Origin of the sequence: Streptomyces sp. NPDC086766 (assembly GCF_044746005.1) — a bacterium.
GTDB lineage: Bacteria > Actinomycetota > Actinomycetes > Streptomycetales > Streptomycetaceae > Streptomyces.
In genome coordinates this window covers 194,396-214,673 of the sequence record NZ_JBIVBI010000007.1, presented here as the reverse complement: position 1 = coordinate 214,673, position 20,278 = coordinate 194,396, and the positions used below count along the sequence as shown (strand labels likewise).

Below are 20,278 nucleotides of genomic sequence, written 5' to 3'. Positions count from 1 at the left end.
CCCGCGCACCCGCCCCGCCCGAAGGGGGGCCACCGCAGTGACGGGCCGGACCTGGGAGTACGACGGCTACCGCCCCGCGGACGAGCGGCTCCGGGAGTCGCTGTGCGCGCTCGGCAACGGCTACTTCGCCACCCGCGGGGCGCTCCCCGAGTGCGACGCGGACGACGTGCACTATCCGGGCACCTACGTGGCCGGCTGCTACAACCGCCTCACCTCGCGCGTCGCGGGCCGCCGCGTCGAGAACGAGGACCTGGTCAACCTGCCCAACTGGCTGCCGCTGCGCTTCCGGACCGCCGGGGGCGCCTGGCTCACCCCGGACACGGCGCCGGTGCTGGAGCACCGGCAGGTGCTGCACCTGGAGTCGGGGCTGCTGGAGCGGCGGACCCGGTTCGCGCTCGACGGGGGCCGGACGCTGTCCGTGCGCCAGCAGCGCCTGGTGTGCCTGGCCGACGCCCATCTGGCGGCCCTGCGCACCGAGTTCACGCTCGACGGCGGCACCGGGGACGTCGGCCTCGACGTCGAGGCGGCCCTCGACGGCGGCGTCGTCAACGCCGGGGTGCGGCGCTACCGGGACCTGGAGGGCCGCCACCTGACCCATGTCCACACGGGTACGTCCGCCCCCGGCACCGTGTGGCTGCGGTGCCGGACCCGCACCTCCGACATCCGCATCGCCATGGCCACCCGCCTCACCGCCGACGCGCCCGTCGCGACCCGGCACGAGCCCCCGCGAGCCCTGCAGGACGTGACGCTGCGCCTTTCGCCTGGACGCACCGCCACCGTCGACAAGACCGTCGCCGTGCACACCTCGCGCGACCCCGCCATCAGCGACCCGCTGCGCGCCGCGATCGACCGGGTGGCCGCGGCCGCCGGCTTCGAGGAGCTGCTGGAGGCCCAGCTCACCGCCTGGGACCTGATGTGGCGCCGCGCCGACCTCGACGTCCCCGGGGAGCCCGGCCGCATCCTGCGCCTGCACCTCTTCCACGTCCTGCAGACCCTCTCCCCGCACACCGCCGACCTCGACGTGGGCGTGCCCGCCCGTGGCCTGCACGGCGAGGCCTACCGCGGCCACGTGTTCTGGGACGAGCTGTTCGTGCTGCCGTACCTGAACCTGCACTTCCCCGAGGTCTCCCGCGCGCTGCTGCACTACCGCCACCGGCGCCTGGAGGCGGCCCGCTCGGCGGCGCGCGCGCTCGGCAGGCGCGGCGCGATGTACCCGTGGCAGAGCGGCAGCGACGGACGGGAGGAGACGCAGCGGCTGCACCTCAACCCCCGCTCCGGGCGCTGGCTGCCGGACAACTCGCGGCTCCAGCACCACGTCGGCTCGGCGGTGGCGTACAACGTGTGGCAGTACTGCGAGGCCAGCGGGGACGCGGAGTTCCTGCACACCAAGGGCGCCGAGATGCTGCTGCAGATCGCCCGCTTCTGGGCGGACTCGGCCACCTGGGACGAGGGCCTGCGACGGCACCGGATCCTGGGCGTGATGGGCCCCGACGAGTACCACGACGCCTATCCGGGCGCGGTCCGGCCCGGCCTCGACGACAACGCCTACACCAACGTCACCGCCGCCTGGGTGCTCACCCGCGCGCTGGAGACGATGCGGATCCTGCCCGAACCGCGCCGGCGCGAGCTGGTCGAGCGCATCGGCCTGGACGGCGGCGAGCTGGAGCAGTGGGAGGACGTCTCCCGCACCCTCTACGTCCCCTTCCACGACGGCGTCGTCAGCCAGTTCGAGGGTTACGGCGACCTCGCCGAACTCGACTGGGACGGCTACCGCAAGCGGTACGACGACATCCGCCGCCTGGACCGGATCCTGGAGGCGGAGGGCGACAGCGTCAACCGCTACAAGGCCTCCAAACAGGCCGACGTGCTCATGCTCGGCTACCTGTTCTCCCCCTGCGAACTCCGTTCCGTCCTCGCCCGGCTCGGCTACCGGATCGACGACGACGTCTGGCTGCGCACCGTCGACTACTACCTCGGCCGCACCACCCACGGCTCCACCCTCAGCGGCCTGGTGCACGGCTGGATCCTCAGCCGGGTCAGGCGCGCCGGCGCGTGGGCCTACTGCCAGGAGGCGCTGCGCGCCGACATCGCCGACGTGCAGGGCGGCACCACCGGCGAGGGCATCCACCTCGGCGCCATGGCCGGCACGCTCGACCTCGTCCAGCGCGGCCTGACCGGCCTGGAGACCCGCGAGGGCGCCCTGTGGCTCGACCCGGTGCCGCTGCCCGAGCTGTCGTCCTACGGTTTCGCCATCCGCTACCAGGGCCACTGGGGCGTACGGCTGCGCCTGGAGCACGGCGGCATGGAGATCGCCGTGCCCCCGTCGGACCGCTCGCCGATCGAGGTCCGGCTGGCCGACCGCGACGTCTGCGTCCAGCCGGGGGAGACCTCCCACCTGGTGCTGCCGGAATGAGAGCGGCGACCGCGAGGAGGAGGGGCCGGTCGGGCCCCGGCGGGGACCTGACAGCCCCTGCCCGCCCGGCGGGATCGGCGGGACGCTGACAGCGGGAGTTGACCTGAGCTCAGGAGGTGGGCGTCATGCTTCCGCCCGTTGTCGCCGGAGTCGACGGTTCCGCGGAGAGCCTGTCCGCCGCCGAGTGGGCGGCCCGCGAGGCCGTGCGGCGCGACCGGCCGCTGCTGCTGTTCCACGCCCGCAGCTGGCATCCCCGCGAGGGGGAAGGGGCGACCGCCGACGCCGCCCAGCGGCATCTCGCGGCCCGCGTCCTGCGCGAGGCCGAACGGCGGGTGCGCCGGGCCTGCCCCCGCCCGCCGCACGTGTACACCGAGCAGGCCGAGGGCCCGGCCACCGCGGCCCTGCTGAAGGCGGCCGAGCAGGCCGAGCTGCTCGTGCTCGGCTCCCGCGGGCTGAGCGGCTTCACCGGATTCGTCGTGGGCTCGGTGGCCCTCGGCGTCGTGGCCAGGTCGGCACGCCCCGTCGTCCTCGTACGGGCCGGGGAGGAGGCGGCGGACGAGCACCTTCCGGCGGACGACGGCAGCGCCTCCGTCAGCACCGGATACCGGGACGTGGTGCTCGGCGTCGACGTCGGCGACCCGAGCGACGAGGTCGTGGAGTTCGCCTTCGAGCAGGCCCGGCTGCGCCGCGCGCCGCTCAGGGCCCTGTACGCCTGGCAGGCGCCCAGCCCCATCGCCCTCGGCCCCGGCGACGTCGGCCTGATGAGCGACCCGCAGCAGGCCGAGGAGTGGCTGGGGTTCCTCACCGCCCTCCTGCAGGTGTGGCGGGAGAAGTACCCGGACGTGGAGGTCCGGCAGACGGTGGTGGAGGACCGGCCGGCCGGCGCCCTCATGCGGGCGGCCACCGGAGCCGGACTCCTGGTCGTCGGCCACCGCCTCGTCGAGCGGCCCGTGGGACCGCGCACCGGCCCGGTCGCCCACGCCGCGATCCACCACGTCGGCTGCCCCGTCGCCGTCGTACCGCACTTCTGAGCCGCGTCCGCACGAGCCGCGGCGGGCGCCCGCCGGACCCCTGCCGCCACAGGGACCATGGGAGGTGACGGTCATGCCGAAGCCGGTCGTGGCCGGTCTGGACGGTTCCCGCGAGAGCCTCGCCGCGGCCCACTGGGCGGCCAGGGAGGCCCTGCGCCGGGGGCTGCCGCTCCGGCTGGTGCACGCCTGGGAGGGACTGCCCGACCGGGACGCCGCCGCCGGCCTGCCCGAGGTGCGGGTGCCGCAGTTCCAGGCACGCCGGGTGCTGCGCGCCGCCGCCGACCAGCTCGGCGAGCTGTACCCGCAGCTCCACATCGTGGCCGAGCAGGTGCGCAAGCAGCCCGGTCCCGCACTCCTCGACGAGGCGGAGCACGCCGAGCTGCTGGTCCTCGGCAGCCAGGGCCTCGGCTCGGTCGGCGGGTTCGTCGCCGGGTCGGTGGCGATGTCCACCGTGGCGCACGCCGACCGGCCGGTCGTCCTGGTCCGCGCCGAGGAGACCGCGGAGTCCGAACATCTGCCGGACGGCACCGGGAAGCCGTCGGCGCGCACGCCCCCGCGGGACGTCGCGGTCGCCGTCGACGTCGGCGGACCGTGCGACGCCCTCCTGGAGTTCGCCTTCCGCGCCGCCGAGCTGCGCCGGGCACCGCTGCGCGTCGTGCACGCCTGGCACGTCCCGCTCACCGAGGGCCTCCCGGACGCCGGGCACCGGGCCCGGATCCGGCAGGAGGCGGAGCGGGAGCTCACGGCCCTGGTCGAGCCGTGGCGCCGGAAGTTCCCGTCCGTGTTCGTCGAGGAGACCCTCCACGAGGGACGCCCGGCCCACGTGCTCGTACGGGCCGCGGCCGGGGCGGGGCTGCTGGTGGTGGGCCGGCGCAGGAGGCACGCCGCGGTCGGCTCGCACACCGGCCCGGTCGCCCACGCCCTGATCCACCACGTCAGCCGCCCGGTCGCACTGGTGCCGCACGACTGACGGCCCCGGGGTACGGCGGAGCGCGGCACAGGAAGGGCGCGTCACCCGCGGTGAGGTGACGCGCCCTTCCTGTGCCCGCGTACGCGAGTGCGCCTCCCGCCCGGGCCGGCGGGGACCGTCATGCCCGTACGAGACTCCGGACCACCACCGGCCGCGCCGTCATGCCTGAACGGGCCCCGCGTCCACAGGGCCGGCCAGCTCCACGATGTCGTCGGCGGCCACGTCGTGCAGCCGGACGGAGAGGTCCTCCAGGGCCCTGCTGACCGCCAGTTCGTCGCCGATCTCGGGGATCGGCCGGTCGATCGGGTTGCGCCGGGCCGCCCCGCGTCCGGTGAGGGTCGCGGTGTCGCGGGTGCTGAGCACGGCTCGCGCGTGCGTGTCGTCGCCGTCCTCGGTGATGAAGATCTGCACGGTCCACTGCTTGGCTTCCATGATGATCACTCCCGTACGAGCGTCGCTCCCTGCCCTCACCCTGCGCCCCCGCACCCGGCGGCACCAGAGCCGAACGGCCCCCGCGGACCGCGCCGGGGCCCCGGGCCGAAAGGCCCCTCGGCCCGGGAGGGGGACGAGCGGCCCATGCCGCCGGGCCCGGCACGGGCCGACCATGAAAGGAGGAAGCACCAGAAGGGCGGCTCGCTCATGTCCGTCGTCAGCGCACGCCCCAGCCACGCCAGCACCTACCTCGTCCGCGCGGCCGTCACCGCACCCTCGGTCCACGACACCCAGCCCTGGCTCTTCGTCGCGAACGGGGACCGGGCCATCGAGCTGCACGCCGACGTCGACCGGCGGCTGCTGCTCACCGACCCCTTCGGCCGGGAGATGGTGATCAGCTGCGGCGCGGCCCTGTTCAACGTCCGGCTCGCCATGCGGCACCTGGGCTTCAAACCGGTCGTCCAGCCCTTCCCCGACCCCCGGGACCCGGCCTTCCTCGCCCGGGTCACCTGGGGGGCCTACGCCGAGGCCACCCCCGAGGAGCAGGCCATGTACGCCGCCCTGCGCCGGCGCCACACCGTGCGCGGGCCGTTCCTGACCGACCCGCTGCCCTCCCACCTGGTCGACACGCTGAGCGTGCAGGCCCACGGGGAGAGCGCCGGGCTGCACCTCGTCGACGACAGCACGAGCCGCCGGCACCTGGCCGAGCTTGTACGGGCCGGCCAGGACGTGCACCGCACCGACCCCGCGCACGACCCCGAACAGGCGCTGTGGACCTGGCGCCTGGGGCACCCGCGGCGCGAGGGGATCCCGGCCGGCGCGAGCGGCGGGCCCCCCGGCGGCGGTGCCGGCGACCAGCCCCCCGAGGACGACGGCGGCGGCCGGCCCACCGGGAGCGACGCCAGCGCCGAGGCCCCCGGCAGCGGCGGTCCCGCGGGACGGGACTACGCGGGCCTCACCCGCATGTTCCCCACCCCGCCCCGCCGATGGCCCGCCCGCACCGGGCTGGTCGCCGTCCTGGGCACGGACCGGGACGACCGGCCGGCCTGGCTGAGAGCCGGCCAGGCACTCGAACGGATCATGCTGTTCGCGGCCGCCCGGGACGTCATGGCGGCCTTCCACACCCAGCCCCTCGAACTTCCCTGGCTGCGCGAGCAGGTGCGGCAGACGCTCAGCGCCGGCGAGTTCCCGCAGATGATCCTCCGCCTCGGCTACGCGCCCGGCACCCGGCCGCTGCCCCGGCGCCCGCTCACGGAGGTGCTGCGCTAGTAAGCGCACGGCGGCGGCGCCGCCCGGACGGCGCCGCCACGGATCCGGCGGTCAGCGCCGCACGGTCAGCGGCACGGTGTCGACGGTCACCGGCCTGCCGTCCGCGGGCGAGAGGAAGTACGCCTTCAGCAGGCCGGGTCCGGTGCGGACGGCCTTGTAGGGGAACGTCACGTCGAAGGTGCCGCGGGTGCCGGTGCCCGACGTGGCGCGCACCATGACGTCGGCCGCGGTGCGGCCGGTGGCGTCGGTGACCCTCAGCCGGAAGACGGCCTCGAAGGTGTCGGCGCTGCCCCGCACCCGCAGCGGACTGCCGACGGTGTCGCCGATCATCGGCGAATCCGCCAGGACGGCCGGGGCGAGATCCTCGAAGTCGGCACGCCCCACGGGCCCGTTGAGTACGACGCCCTCCCCGCCGAAGTGCCGCACCGGCTCGCCGTCGAGCGCGAACCGCACCTTCCGCACGCCGGGGAAGCGGGTGACCGTGAAGACGACCTGCGCGAGCCGTGCCCGCAGGGACAGGCTGCCGCCGCCGTCGTCGTACCGGCCGGACAGGTCGACGGTGGCGACGCGGTCGCGGATCACGACGGAGCGCAGCGCCGTCCCGGACGGGATGGCCGTGGTGCGGCCGTGCGCCCGTTCGTACGGTCCGGGCCCGGCCAGCAGGGCCCGGACGGCACCGGCGGCGGTGGCCGGGGCGGTCACGGTGCGCGGGGCGGGCGAGACCTGCTCACCGTGCAGGAAGTAGACGCCGGTGCGGACACCGCGCGTCCCGCTCGCCGTCCCACCGCCGGCCGGGGGCCGGGCCGTTCCCGTCGCCTTTCCCGCTCCTGTTCCGGGCCCCGTGCTTCCGGGGTTGCCGCCGACGGACGGCGCGGCCGCTCCGGGAGCGCTCCCCGGGTCCCTCGAGGTCCCCCCGGAGCTCCCTCCCGGCGTCCCGGCGGCCGGGCCGGCCGCCCGGCCGCCGTCCTGCCCGGCCGGGCCCGTGCCCGTACCGCACGCGCCGACGACGAGAAGCGGCAGCGTCAGCGCCGCGGTGCACACCCATGGACGCCGCCCGCGAGCGCGCGGAGCCGAAGTCACGCTGTGCATGGCATCCTCCCTCGGACACCTCCAGCAAAGCGCCGGGCGAGGCCGCCCTCCAGGGACCGGTCGGCACTGCCGCCGGGCCGTCCGGCGGGCCAAGCCGACCGACCGGCCCAGCGCGCGACGCACCTGTGACAGATCCGACAGGCCTTATCGCGCTGGGAGTTGACGGGATGTCAGCATGCCGAACCGTCCGGGCGGCCCCCGCCTCTCAGGGAGCGAGGGAGAAGTAGTTCTCCTCCTCCTGCGTGAAGTGCAGCCGGAGCACGGTGTGCAGGCCGTACAGGCACGCCCGCAGGTCCTCCAGCTGCTCCGGCGCGAGTCCGCCGTCCGCGTCCGCGAGCGTGAGATGGGTGGCGATGCGCCGGGCCAGCCGTTCGATCTCCGCGTGGGCGCGGCTCATGGTGGCCGTCGCCTCGGGCCCGCCGAGGGTGGGCATCAGCGCCGGGTACAACTGGTGCTCCTCGGCGTACTCGTGGGGCAGCAGGCGCTCGGTGAGCAGCCGGTGCACCTCGCGGACCGAGGCGAGCGCCTGCGCGCCGCCGCCGTCGGCGAGCTGCGCCGCGGCGCCGCGTACGGCCTCCAGGACGTCCTGCAGGTCGTCGTGTTCGGCGGCGAAGCGCCGGATGAGGGCCTCCGTGGCGGGCTCCAGGGTGGGCCGGGCCGCCTGGTCGACCCGCAGGGCCCGCAGCGCGTTGAGGATGACGGCCACGTCGATGCCCTCCTGCAGCAGGGCGCCCACGGCGGGCGGCAGGAGTCCCAGGGCCGCCGCGGCCATCGCCGCCAGGGACATCACCATGCCGCCGAGGGCGCTCTGGACGGCGATGCGCCGGGCGCGGACGGCGATGGCGACGGCGTCGGCCAGCGGGTCCACCCGGTCCCTGGTCAGGACGACGTCGGCGGCCTCGGAGGAGGCGGTGGAACCGCGTGCTCCCATCGCCACTCCCACGGTCGCCGCGGCCAGGGCGGGCGCGTCGTTCACGCCGTCGCCCACCATCACCGTGACCGCGCGCTCCCGCTCGGCGCGGACGGCGGCCACCTTGTCGGCCGGCGCGAGTTCGGCGCGTACGTCGTCCAGACCGAGGACGGCGGCGACCTCGCGGGCGGGCTCGGGCCGGTCGCCGGTGAGCATCACGATCCGCTCCATGCCCGCGGTCCGCAGACGGCGCAGGGTCCGGGGCGCGTCGTGGCGGATCGGGTCGCGCAGGAGGATAGCGCCCACGGGCACGCCGTCCACGGTGAGCCAGGCGACGGCGGCGCCGTCCAGCAGCGCCCGGTTCTCGACGGTCCGGGCCCACGCCGGCGGCTGGACGCCGGGTTCCAGGCGGCCCACGGCGGCCCGCCGGCCCTCGACGACTCCCCGGGCCCCCCGGCCGGGCTCCTCCGCCACGTCCGTCACCTCGGCCGGCTCCAGCCCGCGCTCGCGGGCCGCGTCGACGATGGCGTGCGCCAGGACGTGCGGCGAGTACTGGTCGACCGTCGCCGCCAGGCGCAGCACGTCGGCGGGCTTCCAGCCGGGCGCCGCGGACACGTCGAGCACGCGCGGGCGGCCTCCGGTGAGCGTGCCGGTCTTGTCGAGCAGCAGGGTGCGGGCCCGCCCGAGGTTCTCCAGGGCGCCGCCGTCGCGGACCACCACGCCGAGGCGGGACGCGCGGGACAGGCCGGAGACGACGGCCACCGGCGCGGCGAGCAGCAGCGGGCACGGCGTGGCGACCACCAGCACCGCGACCGCCCGCACCGCCGAGCCGCTGAGCAGCCAGGCCAGGCCGGCGGTCGCCACGGCCAGCGGCAGGAACCAGGCCGCGTAGCGGTCGGCCAGCCGCACCACGGGCGCCGACTCGGCGCCTGCCTGCTGGGCCAGCCGTACGATCTCGGCGTACGTGCTGTCCTGCTCGGTCGCCGTGGCGCGCAGCTCGAAGGCGCTGCCCGCGTTGACCACGCCGCTGCGCACCGTCTGGCCGTGCACCCGCTCCACGGGCGCGGACTCCCCGGTGAGCACCGACTCGTCGAGCACGGCCGTGGCGCCCACCACCAGGCCGTCGACCGGGACGACCTCGCCGGGGCCGACGACGAGCAGGTCGCCGACGGCGACCTCGGCGAGCGGCACCGTGCGGACCTCGCCGTCGGTGCGCCGCCGGGCGGTGCGCGGCGCGTGCTCCAGCAGCGCGCGCAGGTCGTGGGAGGCCCGCTGCTGGGCCGCGGCCTCCAGGGCGCGGCCGGTGGCGAGCATCAGGGCGATCAGGGCGCCGGCGAGGTACTCGCCGACCGCGAGGGTGCCGCCGAGCGCCAGTACCGCGATGAGGTCCACTCCGGCGCGGCCCTGCCGGAGCGCCCCCAGCACCCATCCCACGGCGGGTCCGACGGCGGCGATCGTGCCGAGCGCCCAGCACAGGTCGGCGCGGCTGCCCTGGCCGAGCAGCCAGAAGACGCCGCCGGCCGCCAGGGCCGCGGTCGTGACGGCCAGCAGGACGGGTTCGAGCCAGGAGGATGAGGTCAGCACCGAGGCGGGGCGGGGGACCTGCTGCTCCGGCTCGGTGCGGCGCACGGCGGTCCTCATCGGAGCCGCCGTCCGGCCCGGGCCCGGGGGACGGCCGTCACCCGCGCGGCGACGCCGTCGGCTGCGGCGGCGACGGGTCCGGTCATGGCGCGCACCTCCTGGGGGCGACGGTGGGGACCGGCCGGCCCGGCCGCGGCTCACGGGCGGAGCGTCCGGGACGGCATCGCGGCGGTCTCTCCTCCAGGGTCCCGGCGGCCCGCGTGCCGGAGCCAGGGCCGGATGGCACGCGCCGGGTCCCCGTCCGGCCCCTGTGAGGGGCACCCCGGGCCGCACCGAGGGCACGCGCAGAGCGCGCGGCTCCCCGTGCGGGCCCCGGCGCGGTGACGGACGCTGGGCGGAAAGGAGGTGCCGTCATGGCGGACCCGGTGGTCGTCGGGGTGGACGGTTCGCCGTCGAGCCTGGACGCGGTCGAGGTGGCGGCGCGGGAGGCCGCTCTGCGCGGTGTGGGGCTGCGCATGGTGCACGCCTTCGGCTGGCCGTCGCTCCATGTGCCGCCGGGCGGCACGCCCTGGAACCCGGCCGCGGCGGGGGTGCGCGACCTGGTGGACGGCACCCTCGGCGCCGCCGAGGAGCGGGCCCGCCGGGCGGCGCCGGGGGTGGAGCTGACGCGGGAGGTGACCGTCGGCGAGCCGCTGATGGTCCTGGAGCTGGAGTCGCGCACCGCCTCGCTCGCGGTGGTCGGCAGCCGCGGCCTGAACGCCTTCGGCAGCCTGCTGCTCGGCTCCACCGCCGTGCACCTGGCCGCCCACGGCCACTGCCCGGTCCTCGTGGTGCGGGGGCTGCCGGACGCCGCGGGTCCCGTCCTGCTGGCGGTCGACGGCTCCCCGGCGGCCGAGGGCGCCGTGGAGTTCGCCTTCGCCGAGGCGTCCCTGCACGGGGCCGACCTGGTGGCCCTGCACGTCTGGAACACCTGGAACGAGCGGGCCTACGACGGTCCCGGCGACCCGCCCTTCGTGACGTACGACGAGGAACGCCTGCGCGCGGAGGAGGAGCGTGTCCTGGCCGAGGCGGTCTCCGGCCACCAGGAGCGCTGTCCGGAGGTCACCGTGCACCGCCGGCTGGTGCGGGGCCGGATCCGCGCCACCCTGGTCGACGCGAGCGCCGGGGCCCGGCTCGTCGTGGTCGGCGCCCGTGGCCGGGGCGGCTTCGCGGGCCTGCTGCTGGGATCGGTCAGCCAGGCCGTCCTGCACCACGCCCACCGTCCCGTCGCCGTGGTCCGCTCCGGCGGGAGGTGACGCTCCGGCCTCCGCGGGGCGGCCGGGATGTCTCGCGGGCGGCCTTCCCAGGAGGCGGCCCGCTGCAGCAGAATACCCCTGGGGGTACAGTGCCGACCGGAAGGCACCGGAAGGCACCGGGAGAAGGGGGACGGCACGTGCCGATGCGCCTGTTCCGTCGGGGCCCCGGCAGGGTCACCGCGCGCGAGGCCGCCGAGCGCACCGGCCACACACCGGCCGGCCGCGGCGGCGCGCCCGCGGCGCCGGGTGGATCCGTGCTCCTGGACGTACGGGAAGGGCACGAGTGGCGGGCCGGCCACGCCCCCGGAGCGGCGCACCTGCCGCTGTCCGCGCTCGCCGCTGGGGCACCCCTGCCGCCCGAGACGAGCGGGCGTCCGCTGGTGGTCATCTGCCGCTCCGGTCAGCGCTCCCGGAAGGCCGCCGCGCTGCTGAACGCCCGCGGCGCCGCCGCCGTCGACGTCGTCGGCGGGATGCGGGACTGGGTGCGGGCCGGACTGCCCGTGGTGGACCAGCGCGGCGAGGACGGCACGATCGCGTGACCTGTGACCTGTGACCCGTGACCCGTGCGGTCGGTGCGGCGGCGCGCGGGTCGCCCGTGCTCACGCCAGCGACAGGAAGAGCTTCTCCATCCGGGCGCGCATCTGCGTGGCGTCGGCGCCGTTCGTCCGCCCGGCCTCGATGTCCGCCACGCACTTCTGCAGGCCGGTGGCGATGATGGCGAATCCGGCCCGGTCCAGCGCACGCGAGGCGGCGGCGAGTTGCATCACGACCTCTTCGCAGTCACGGCCTTCCTCGATCATCCGGATCACCCCGGAGATCTGGCCCTGCGCACGGCGCAGCCGATTCAGTACGGCCTTCAGGTCGGCGCCCTCGAGTTCCAGGTCCACGTCCACTCCTCGCAAAATACCCCGAGGGGTACTGTACGTCCCCTTTCGGGCCCGCGTCGACCACCTCGGATTCGTCGCGGGGCCGCGGTGACCGGGAACGTCCCGGGCCGGTGCCGACCCCCGACGGTACCCCTGGAGCGTATCCGGCGGCGGCGAACACTCTTTCGGCGGCCGGTCGGCGACCCGGGAAGGACCTCTGGTCCCTGCTGTCACAGGCCCGCCGATCACCACAGTGGAGCCAGACCCTGAAGGAGGTCAGCTTCCATGTCCCCCACCTCTGCCCTGCCCGTCGTCGCCGGCCTGGACGGCAGCCGGGCCGGCTCCGCGGCCGCCGACTGGGCCGCCCGCGAAGCCCTGCTGCGCGGTGTCCCCCTGCGTCTCGTGCACGCCTGGGACCACGTCCCCACTCCGTACGCCACCCTGGCCGGGGTGGCCGTGCCGCCGGACCCGGGCTGGTCCGAGCGGCTTCTGGCCGAGGCCCGGGAGTCCCTGGCCCGCCGTCACCCGGAGCTGCGGATCGACACCGCCCGCGTCTGCGGGGACCCCGCGACGGCTCTGGTGGCCGCCGCCTCCGAGGCCGAACTGCTCGTGCTCGGATCGCGCGGCCGGGGCAGGACCACCGGTCTCCTGCTCGGCTCCGTCAGCCGCGCCGTGGTCGCCCGGACCGGGCACCCGGTCGTCCTGGTCCGGCCCGAGGACTCCGCCGAGCAGGCGGAGGACGACTCCCTCGCCGTAGCCGGCGAACCGGTGCCGGACGGCGACGTGGTGGTCGGGGTGGATCCGGACCGGCCCGACGACGCCGTCCTGGCCTTCGCCTTCGACGCCGCCGCACGGCGCGGCACCGGTCTGCGGGTGATCCACGGGCGGACCCCGGCGGCGGAGGACTCCGCCGCGGGCTTTCCGCGGGCGGACGACCTCGCCACCGCCGCCGCACCTCTGGAAGGGGCACCGGCCGATGTGCTGCGCCCCTGGCAGCGCAAGTTCCCCGGCGTGCCGGTGACCGCGCAGGCCGTGGTCGGCCGGGCGTGCTCGCACCTGGTGGACGCCTCCCGGCACGCCGCCCTGCTCGTCGTCGGGCGCGCCGGTCGCCAGGCCGCGCTCGGCGCCCACATCGGGCCGGTCACCGACGCGGTCCTCCACCACGCCGCGGCGCCGGTCGCGGTCGTCCCGCACGACTGACCCGCGTCGCACGAAGAACGCGAAGGACACGAAGAGCACGAAGAGGCCGAGCCAGGGCCGTAAGGACCTGGCTCGGCCTCTTCGCTTCGAGGCGGACGCCGCTTCGACGGACACCTTCGAGGGACGTCCGGGAGACCGCGGCGCCGCAGCGGGACGGCGCTGCCTCCCGGCCGCCCTCAGCCGTAGTAGGCCGCGCGCATCAGCCCCTCCATGTCGGCGAGCATCGGCATCCGCGGGTTGGCGGGCGCGCACTGGTCCTCGTAGGCGTTGAGCGCCTGCTGCGGGAGTGCCTCCAGGAAGGACCGCTCGTCGATGCCGAGGTCCCGGAAGGCCGGCTCGATCCCCACGGCGTCCCGCAGCTCCTCCACCGCGCGGGCCAGGGACTCCACGCCCTCCTCCGGGGTCGCGGCGGGCAGGCCCAGGGCCGCGGCGATCTCCTGGAAGCGCCCCGGGGCGCGGTAGTCCTCGTACTTGGGCCAGCCCGTCAGCTTCGTCGGGACCGTGCCGTTGTAGCGGATGACGTGCGGCAGCAGGATCGCGTTGGTGCGGCCGTGCGCCACGCGGAAGGTGGCACCGAGGGTGTGCGACATGGCGTGGACGATGCCGAGGAAGGCGTTGCCGAAGGCCATGCCCGCGATGGTGCCCGCGTTGTGCATCTTCTCCCGGGCCTCGGGGCGGCCGGCCCGGTCGGTCACCGCGGCCTCGATGTTGCCGAAGACCAGGCGGATCGCGTGCAGGGCGAGCCCGTCGGTGAAGTCGTTGGCGTAGACGGAGACGTACGCCTCGATGGCGTGCGTGAGCGCGTCGAAGCCGCTGTCCGCGGCCAGCGCCGGGGGCAGTGCGGTGGTGAGCAGTGGGTCGACGATCGCCACGCTCGGGGTGAGCGCGTAGTCGGCCAGCGGGTACTTCTTGCCGCTCGCGGGGTCGGAGATGACGGCGAACGGGGTGACCTCCGCGCCGGTGCCGGAGGTGGTGGGCACGCACACCAGCCGGGCCAGCGCACCCGGCGTCGGGAAGCGGAAGGCGCGCTTGCGGATGTCGGAGAACTTGTGCCGCATGTCCGCGAAGTCGATGTCGTGGCCCGCCGCCTGCTGCTCGTACAGCAGCCACATCACCTTCGCCGCGTCCATGGGCGAGCCGCCGCCCAGCGCGATGATCGTGTCGGGCCGGAAGTCGCCCATCAGCCGCGCGCCCCGCCGTACGGAGTCGATGCTGGGCTCCGGCTCCACGTTGTCGATCACCTGGACGGTCACCGGCTCGCGCCGCCGTTGCAGTACGCGGCTGACGCGGTCGACGAAGCCGAGGCGGGTCATCGTCGCGTCGGTGACGATCGTGACGCGGTGCACCTCGGGCATGGAGGCCAGGTACCGCAGGGACTGCGGCTCGAAGTAGATCTTCGGCGGCACCTTGAACCACTGGAGGTTGTTGCGGCGGGTGCCGACCCGCTTGACGTTCAGCAGCTGGGCGGCCGAGACGTTGTTGGACACCGAGGTGCTGCCCCAGGAGCCGCATCCCAGGGTCAGCGACGGCAGCAGGCTGTTGTAGATGCCGCCGATCGCGCCCTGTGAGGACGGTGCGTTGACGATGACCCGCACCGTCTTCATGCGCCGGCCGTACGCCTCCGCCAGCTCCGGGTCCTCGGTGTGGATGACGGCGCTGTGGCCCTGGCCGTGGAAGGCGACCATGTCGGCGGCCAGGTCGAAGCCCCGCCGCTCGTCCTCGGCCCGCAGCACGGCCAGCACGGGGCAGAGCTTCTCCCGGGTCAACGGCTCGTCCGGGCCGACCCGTTCGGCCTCCACCAGGATGACGGAGGTGTCCTGCGGCACGGAGAATCCGGCCTGTTCGGCGATCCACGCCGGACTGCGGCCCACGGCGGCCGAGTTGACCCGGGGCTCGCAGCCGCCGCCGACGGCACCGGCCGCCGGGAAGAGGAAGTCCTCCAGCTTCGCCTTCTCCTCGGCGGTGGCCAGATGGGCGTGCAGGGTCCGGAACTCGGCCAGCGCCGCGTCGTAGATGCCGGAGTCGAGGATGACGGCCTGTTCGGAGGCGCAGATCATGCCGTTGTCGAAGGACTTGGACAGCACCAGGTCGTTGACGGCCCGGCGGAGCCTGGCGTCGCGGTGGACGTACGCCGGCACGTTCCCGGCGCCGACGCCGAGGGCCGGCTTGCCCGCGGAGTAGGCGGCCTTCACCATCGCGTTGCCGCCGGTGGCCAGGATCAGCGAGACCCCCGGGTGGTGCATGAGGGTGCGCGTGGCCTCCACGGACGGGGACTCGATCCACTGCACGCAGTGCTCGGGAGCCCCCGCGGCGACGGCGGCGTCGCGCACGGTCCGCGCCGCCTCGGCACTGCACCGCTGCGCGGAGGGGTGGAAGGCGAAGACGATCGGGTTGCGGGTCTTCAGCGCCAGCAGCGCCTTGAAGATCGTGGTGGAGGTCGGGTTGGTGACCGGGGTGACCGCGCAGACCACGCCGACCGGTTCCGCGATCTCGACCATGTCCTCGATGTCGTCCCGCGCTATGACCCCGACGGTCCTCATGGGGCCCATGCTGTGCGTGACGTGCTCGCAGGCGAACATGTTCTTCGCGGCCTTGTCCTCGAACACCCCGCGGCCGGTCTCCTCCACCGCGAGGCGCGCCAGCGCGGTGTGCCGGTCGAGCGCCGCGACCGAGGCCTTCTTGACGATGTGGTCGACCTGCTCCTGGGTGAGGGCGTCGTAGTCGGCGAGCGCCTTGAGACCGGCCGTGACCAGCCGGTCCACGGCGACCGCGGTGTCGGAGGGCGCTTCGGCGGCGACAGCGTCGTCGAAGCGCGCCTCGGCGACCGCGGCTTCGGTCCCGGCGTCGTGTCGGGTCATGGGGGTGTGCCTCCACTCTCGGGGTCGCCGGGGATCCGCGGCGGCATACGGACGGGAGCGGCACCGCGGGGGATCGGTACCACTCCCTGACTCCACTGTCCCGCCGGGCGCTTCCCCGCCCCAGACACCCGAAGGTCCCGTCTCGAGCCCGTCCGTCCCGGGCCCGGGGGGCCTTCCGGCCCGGCCCCGGAGGCGTGCGCGCGGGCCGGGCCCGGAGGCGTGTGCACGGGGCGAGCCGGGCGAGGGCGTGGGCCCGCGTGACGGTCCCGGAGACGGGCGTACGGACGGGGCCTGAGACGGGGCCCGAGAGAGGTGCACGCCCGCGTGACGGTCCCGCGGACGGGCGTACGGGCCGGCCGGTCAGCAGTCGTCGACCCGGTACGACAGGTCGTTGACCACGCCGATGACGCCGTCCACCCGCCACGACAGGTGCAGGGCCAGCGCGATGTCGCTGCGCAGCTCCACCCGCCCGTCGAGGGTGACGACGCCGTCCCGGACGGAGACCACGACCTCCTCCGACGCCAGCCCCAGCTCCCCGGCCACCACGTCGTCGGTGACCTGCCGGCGGATGTCGTCGTCCGTCCGCAGGAACACCCGCAGCAGGTCGCGCCGGGTGGCGATGCCGATGAGGCGGTCCTCCTCGTCGACCACGGGCAGCCGCTCGATGCCGTGCCGCTCCATCACCCGGGCGGCGTCCGGGACCGGCTGCTCGGGGTGCACGGTGATCGCGGGCGTCGACATCAGGTCCTGCGCCGTGACCGCGCTCCCCGGCGCCCGGCCCGTCCGGGCCGCCTCGCGGACGAGGTCGGTCCCGGAGATGACGCCGAGCACCTTGTCGTCGTGGTCGACCACGGGCAGCCCGCTGATGCGGTGGTCGTCGAGCAGCCGGACCACTTCCTTGAACGGCGTGCTGCGGTCGGCGTGGACCACCTCACTGGTCATCACTTCGCCGACGGTCTGGGAAGTCACGGCAGGTTCTCCTCGAGCGGAGGGCAGAGAGGGAGGGGCGACCGGCCCCTCCCCGCCCTGCCGAGTCGCGGTCACGACCTAGCGCTCCGGACCGCCGCGCCACGGCGGCGGCGTGGCCGTCCTGCGGGCGGTGTCCGGGCGGTGGGCGGCCCGGTCCGTCCGGCTGCGCAGCCGGTCCTGCAGCCGGTCGGCCAGCTCCCGGGCGCTCGCCTCGCGGGCGCGGACGACCACCAGGTCGCCTCCCACCCGGATCTCGGCCCCGGCCGACCAGGGCTGCTCGGTGTGGGGCGCGGCCGCCCGCGCGATCCGCACCTCGCCGCTGACGGGCGGCAGTCCGGGACGGTCGAGCGCGGCGCCGACCTTCTCCCGGACGTAGGCGAGTGCCTGCTCGTCGACGTCGCCCTCGGCCCGCACCCGTACGGCGCCGGTGTCGTCGCCGGTGCCGAACTCCCTGGCAGTCATGTGCTCCACTCCTTCTGATCGTTCGGGCAGCGGCTCAAGACTGCTGCGTGTCCCCGCCCCTGCCCCAGGGCCGGCCGACCCGGGGACAGGGGCCGGGAGTCCCGCTCACCTGGTGTCGCTCACGTCGGTTCCCTCCAGAGCGGCCCGCCCGGCCTCCAGACGCGCCACCGGCACCCGGAACGGCGAGCAGGAGACGTAGTCCAGGCCGGCGGCGTGGAAGAAGTGCACGGACTCCGGGTCGCCGCCGTGCTCGCCGCAGACGCCGATCTTCAGGTCCGGCCGGGTGGCGCGGCCCTCCTCGACGCCGATCCGGACCAGGCGGCCCACGCCGTCGCGGTCGATCGTCTCGAACGGCGAGGCGGGGAAGACGCCCTTGTCGAGGTAGGCCGAGAAGAACGCGGCCTCCACGTCGTCGCGGGAGAACCCCCAGGTGGTCTGGGTCAGGTCGTTGGTGCCGAAGGAGAAGAACTCCGCCTCCTCGGCGATCCGGCCCGCCGTGAGCGCCGCCCGGGGAAGTTCGATCATGGTGCCGACCGGGCAGGCGACCGCCACACCGGACTCCTCGGAGACCTCGGCCAGCACCCGCGCCACGTCCTCGCGCACCAGCCGCAGCTCCGTGACGTCCCCGACCAGGGGGACCATGATCTCCGCCCGGGGGGCGCCGCCGGCCCGGGTGCGGGCCACCACGGCCTCCGCGACGGCGCGCACCTGCATGGCGACCAGTCCGGGCACCACCAGGCCCAGGCGCACGCCCCGCAGGCCCAGCATCGGGTTCTCCTCGTGCATCCGGTTCACCGCGTCGAGCAGTTCGGCGTCGTGCGGGTCGGGCCGGTCGCCGCGCGCCTCGGCCGCCGCGATACGGGTGGCCAGCTCGGTGCGGTCGGGCAGGAACTCGTGCAGCGGCGGGTCCAGCAGCCGGATGGTGACCGGCAGGCCGTCCATCGCCTCCAGGATCCCGGCGAAGTCCTGCCGCTGGAGCGGTAGCAGAGCCTGGAGCGCGCGGTCCCGCTCGGCGTCCGTGGCGGCCAGGATCATCTCCTCGACCAGCTTGCGGCGCTCGCCCAGGAACATGTGCTCGGTGCGGCACAGGCCGATGCCGCGGGCCCCGAACCGCCGCGCCCGGGCGGCGTCCTCGGGTGTGTCGGCGTTGGCCCGCACCTCCAGCCGGCTGACCGTGTCGGCCCGGTCCAGGGCACGGGCGACCGCGTCGACCACCTGCGCCGAGGCCTCGTCCACGGCACCGTCCTCCAGGTACCGGATGACCGCGGAGTCGACCAGCGGCACCGTGCCCAGGTAGACCGCGCCGGCGGAGCCGTCCACCGAGAGCACCGTGCCCTCCTCGACGACGGTGCCGTCCCGGGTGGTCAGACGCCGGACCCCGGTGTCGACGGCGAGCTCCTCCGCGCCGCACACGCACACCTTGCCCATGCCGCGGGCGACGACCGCCGCGTGACTGGTCTTGCCGCCCCGGCTGGTGAGCACCGCCTGCGCGGCGACCATGCCGGGCAGATCGTCCGGGGTGGTCTCCTGCCGCACCAGCACCACCTGGTCGCCGGCCGCGGCCCGCCGCACCGCCTCGGCGGAGTCGAAGACCGCCGCGCCGACCGCCGCGCCCGGCGAGGCCGCGATGCCGTGGGCGAGCGGCTCACCGGTCGCGGTGGAGTCGAAGCGCGGGAACATCAGCCGGGCCAGTCCCTCGCCGCTCACCCGGGCCAGGGCCTCGTCGGCGGTGACGAGCCCCTCGTCGGTCAGCTCGGCGGCGATGGCGAAGGCGGCCTCGGCGGTGCGCTTGCCCACCCGGGTCTGCAGCATCCACAGGGTGCCGCGTTCGATGGTGAACTCGATGTCGCACAGGTCCCGGTAGTGCCGCTCCAGCGTCTCCATGTGCTCGCGCAGTTGTGCGTACGACCGCGGGTCCAGGCGTTCCAGGTCGGCCAGGGACACGGTGTTGCGGATGCCGGAGACGACGTCCTCGCCCTGGGCGTTCTGCAGGTAGTCGCCGTACAGGCCGGGGCGCCCGGTGGCCGGGTCGCGGGTGAAGGCGACACCGCTGCCGGAGTCGGGGCCGAGGTTGCCGAAGACCATGCGCTGCACGTTGACCGCGGTGCCGAGGTCGTCGGGGATGTGCTCGCGCCGCCGGTACAGCCGGGCCCGCTCGGCGTTCCAGGACCGGAAGACGGCGAGGATCGCCCGGCGCAGCTGCTCGGCGGGGGACTGCGGGAAGTACTCCCCGGTCTCCAGGTGGATCAGGTTCTTGTACGTCTCCACCAGCTGGGCCAGGTCGGCGGCGTCGAGGTGCACGTCGTCGGGAGCACCGCGCAGGTCCTTCAGCAGGGCGAGGGCCTGCTCGAACAGCGCGCCGTCCACCCCCATCACCGTGCTGCCGAACATCTGCACGAGACGGCGGTAGGAGTCCCAGGCGAAGCGCTCGTTCCCGGAGACCTTCGCCAGTCCCAGCACCGAGTCGTCGTTGAGGCCGATGTCGAGGATGGTCTCCATCATGCCCGGCATGGAGAACCGTGCTCCGGAGCGCACCGACAGCAGCAGCGGGTCGTCCGGCTGCCCGAGCCGCCGCCCGGCCGCACTCTCCACGGCCGCCAGGTGCTCGGAGACCTCGCGCGCCATGCCCTCGGGCTCGGCCCCGGTGGCGAGGAAGACCCGGCACGCGTCGGTGGTGAGGGTGAACCCCGGGGGGACGGGCAGCCCCAGCCGGGTCATCTCGGCCAGGTTCGAGCCCTTGCCGCCGAGCAGGCCGGCCTGGTCACGACCGCCCTCCGTGAAGTCGTACACGTAACGGACCATGACGCTGCGCTCCTCGGCTCTGCGGGCCCTGTCCGTTCCAGCGTCTGCCGGGCCGCCGGGGCCGGGGAGGTGCCGGGTGTCCCGGGCGGGGGGCCGGTCGGCCCCGGCCGGGAGCGCGGGCCGACCGCCGG

General features: G+C 75.4%; 15 protein-coding genes. 7 read left to right on the top strand and 8 right to left on the bottom strand.

The annotated features are described in order from the left end of the window. The first annotated feature begins 37 nt into the window (after positions 1 to 37). The 3 genes from ACIPM1_RS16185 to ACIPM1_RS16175 all read left to right on the top strand — a co-directional run bounded on the left by ACIPM1_RS16185 (position 38) and on the right by ACIPM1_RS16175 (position 4,414). Positions 38 to 2,413 carry a glycoside hydrolase family 65 protein gene (locus tag ACIPM1_RS16185; protein ID WP_402434490.1) on the top strand — a complete coding sequence of 792 codons (2,376 nt, stop codon included), beginning with the start codon at positions 38 to 40 and terminating at the stop codon, positions 2,411 to 2,413. Between the two features lie 125 nt (positions 2,414 to 2,538). After that, complete coding sequence (locus ACIPM1_RS16180) at positions 2,539 to 3,444, top strand: universal stress protein (RefSeq protein WP_356188692.1); 906 nt, start codon at positions 2,539 to 2,541, stop codon at positions 3,442 to 3,444. A gap of 73 nt (positions 3,445 to 3,517) precedes the next feature. Beyond that, positions 3,518 to 4,414, top strand: coding sequence for a universal stress protein (locus ACIPM1_RS16175; RefSeq protein WP_402434485.1), 897 nt, complete (start codon positions 3,518 to 3,520; stop codon positions 4,412 to 4,414). A 159-nt stretch (positions 4,415 to 4,573) separates the two neighbouring features. Here ACIPM1_RS16175 and ACIPM1_RS16170 read toward each other — a convergent pair whose 3' ends face one another. Beyond that, the gene (locus ACIPM1_RS16170; RefSeq protein WP_356188688.1) at positions 4,574 to 4,846 is read right to left on the bottom strand and encodes a DUF1876 domain-containing protein; all 273 of its coding nucleotides are present in this window, start codon (positions 4,844 to 4,846) and stop codon (positions 4,574 to 4,576) included. 207 nt (positions 4,847 to 5,053) lie between these two features. On the opposite strand from ACIPM1_RS16170, the gene ACIPM1_RS16165 reads away from it, so the two are divergent. Further along, the gene (locus tag ACIPM1_RS16165; RefSeq protein WP_402434482.1) at positions 5,054 to 6,115 is read left to right on the top strand and encodes an Acg family FMN-binding oxidoreductase; all 1,062 of its coding nucleotides are present in this window, start codon (positions 5,054 to 5,056) and stop codon (positions 6,113 to 6,115) included. Positions 6,116 to 6,166: 51 nt separating this feature from the next. On the opposite strand, the gene ACIPM1_RS16160 is transcribed toward ACIPM1_RS16165, so the two are convergent. Both ACIPM1_RS16160 and ACIPM1_RS16155 read right to left on the bottom strand, forming a co-directional pair. Further along, positions 6,167 to 7,204, bottom strand: a complete 1,038-nt coding sequence (locus tag ACIPM1_RS16160; protein WP_402434479.1) for a GerMN domain-containing protein — start codon at positions 7,202 to 7,204, stop codon at positions 6,167 to 6,169. Between the two features lie 205 nt (positions 7,205 to 7,409). After that, on the bottom strand, positions 7,410 to 9,755 hold the full coding sequence (locus ACIPM1_RS16155; protein ID WP_402434476.1) for a heavy metal translocating P-type ATPase: 2,346 nt from the start codon (positions 9,753 to 9,755) through the stop codon (positions 7,410 to 7,412). Between the two features lie 353 nt (positions 9,756 to 10,108). Here ACIPM1_RS16155 and ACIPM1_RS16150 point away from each other — a divergent pair, with 353 nt between their 5' ends. Next, entirely contained in the window at positions 10,109 to 10,990 is an 882-nt protein-coding gene (locus tag ACIPM1_RS16150; RefSeq protein ID WP_402434473.1) for a universal stress protein, read from the top strand. A gap of 143 nt (positions 10,991 to 11,133) precedes the next feature. After that, complete coding sequence (locus ACIPM1_RS16145; protein WP_356189902.1) at positions 11,134 to 11,529, top strand: rhodanese-like domain-containing protein; 396 nt, start codon at positions 11,134 to 11,136, stop codon at positions 11,527 to 11,529. Between the two features lie 60 nt (positions 11,530 to 11,589). Here the strand turns inward: ACIPM1_RS16145 and ACIPM1_RS16140 are convergent, their stop codons facing one another. Further along, positions 11,590 to 11,877, bottom strand: a complete 288-nt coding sequence (locus ACIPM1_RS16140; protein ID WP_356189886.1) for a metal-sensitive transcriptional regulator — start codon at positions 11,875 to 11,877, stop codon at positions 11,590 to 11,592. Positions 11,878 to 12,141: 264 nt separating this feature from the next. Here ACIPM1_RS16140 and ACIPM1_RS16135 point away from each other — a divergent pair, with 264 nt between their 5' ends. Then, entirely contained in the window at positions 12,142 to 13,056 is a 915-nt protein-coding gene (locus tag ACIPM1_RS16135) for a universal stress protein (RefSeq protein ID WP_402434469.1), read from the top strand. Between the two features lie 176 nt (positions 13,057 to 13,232). Here ACIPM1_RS16135 and adhE read toward each other — a convergent pair whose 3' ends face one another. From adhE to ppdK, 4 genes are all read right to left on the bottom strand, one after another. Continuing rightward, positions 13,233 to 15,914 (bottom strand): bifunctional acetaldehyde-CoA/alcohol dehydrogenase, encoded by a 2,682-nt coding sequence (adhE, locus tag ACIPM1_RS16130; RefSeq protein ID WP_402434466.1) that lies wholly within the window; start codon positions 15,912 to 15,914, stop codon positions 13,233 to 13,235. A 360-nt stretch (positions 15,915 to 16,274) separates the two neighbouring features. Then, on the bottom strand, positions 16,275 to 16,883 hold the full coding sequence (locus ACIPM1_RS16125; RefSeq protein ID WP_402434463.1) for a CBS domain-containing protein: 609 nt from the start codon (positions 16,881 to 16,883) through the stop codon (positions 16,275 to 16,277). A 78-nt stretch (positions 16,884 to 16,961) separates the two neighbouring features. Continuing rightward, the gene (locus ACIPM1_RS16120; RefSeq protein WP_402434460.1) at positions 16,962 to 17,345 is read right to left on the bottom strand and encodes a hypothetical protein; all 384 of its coding nucleotides are present in this window, start codon (positions 17,343 to 17,345) and stop codon (positions 16,962 to 16,964) included. A 105-nt stretch (positions 17,346 to 17,450) separates the two neighbouring features. Continuing rightward, positions 17,451 to 20,147 carry a pyruvate, phosphate dikinase gene (gene ppdK / locus ACIPM1_RS16115; protein WP_402434457.1) on the bottom strand — a complete coding sequence of 899 codons (2,697 nt, stop codon included), beginning with the start codon at positions 20,145 to 20,147 and terminating at the stop codon, positions 17,451 to 17,453. Between the last annotated feature and the right edge of the window lie 131 nt (positions 20,148 to 20,278).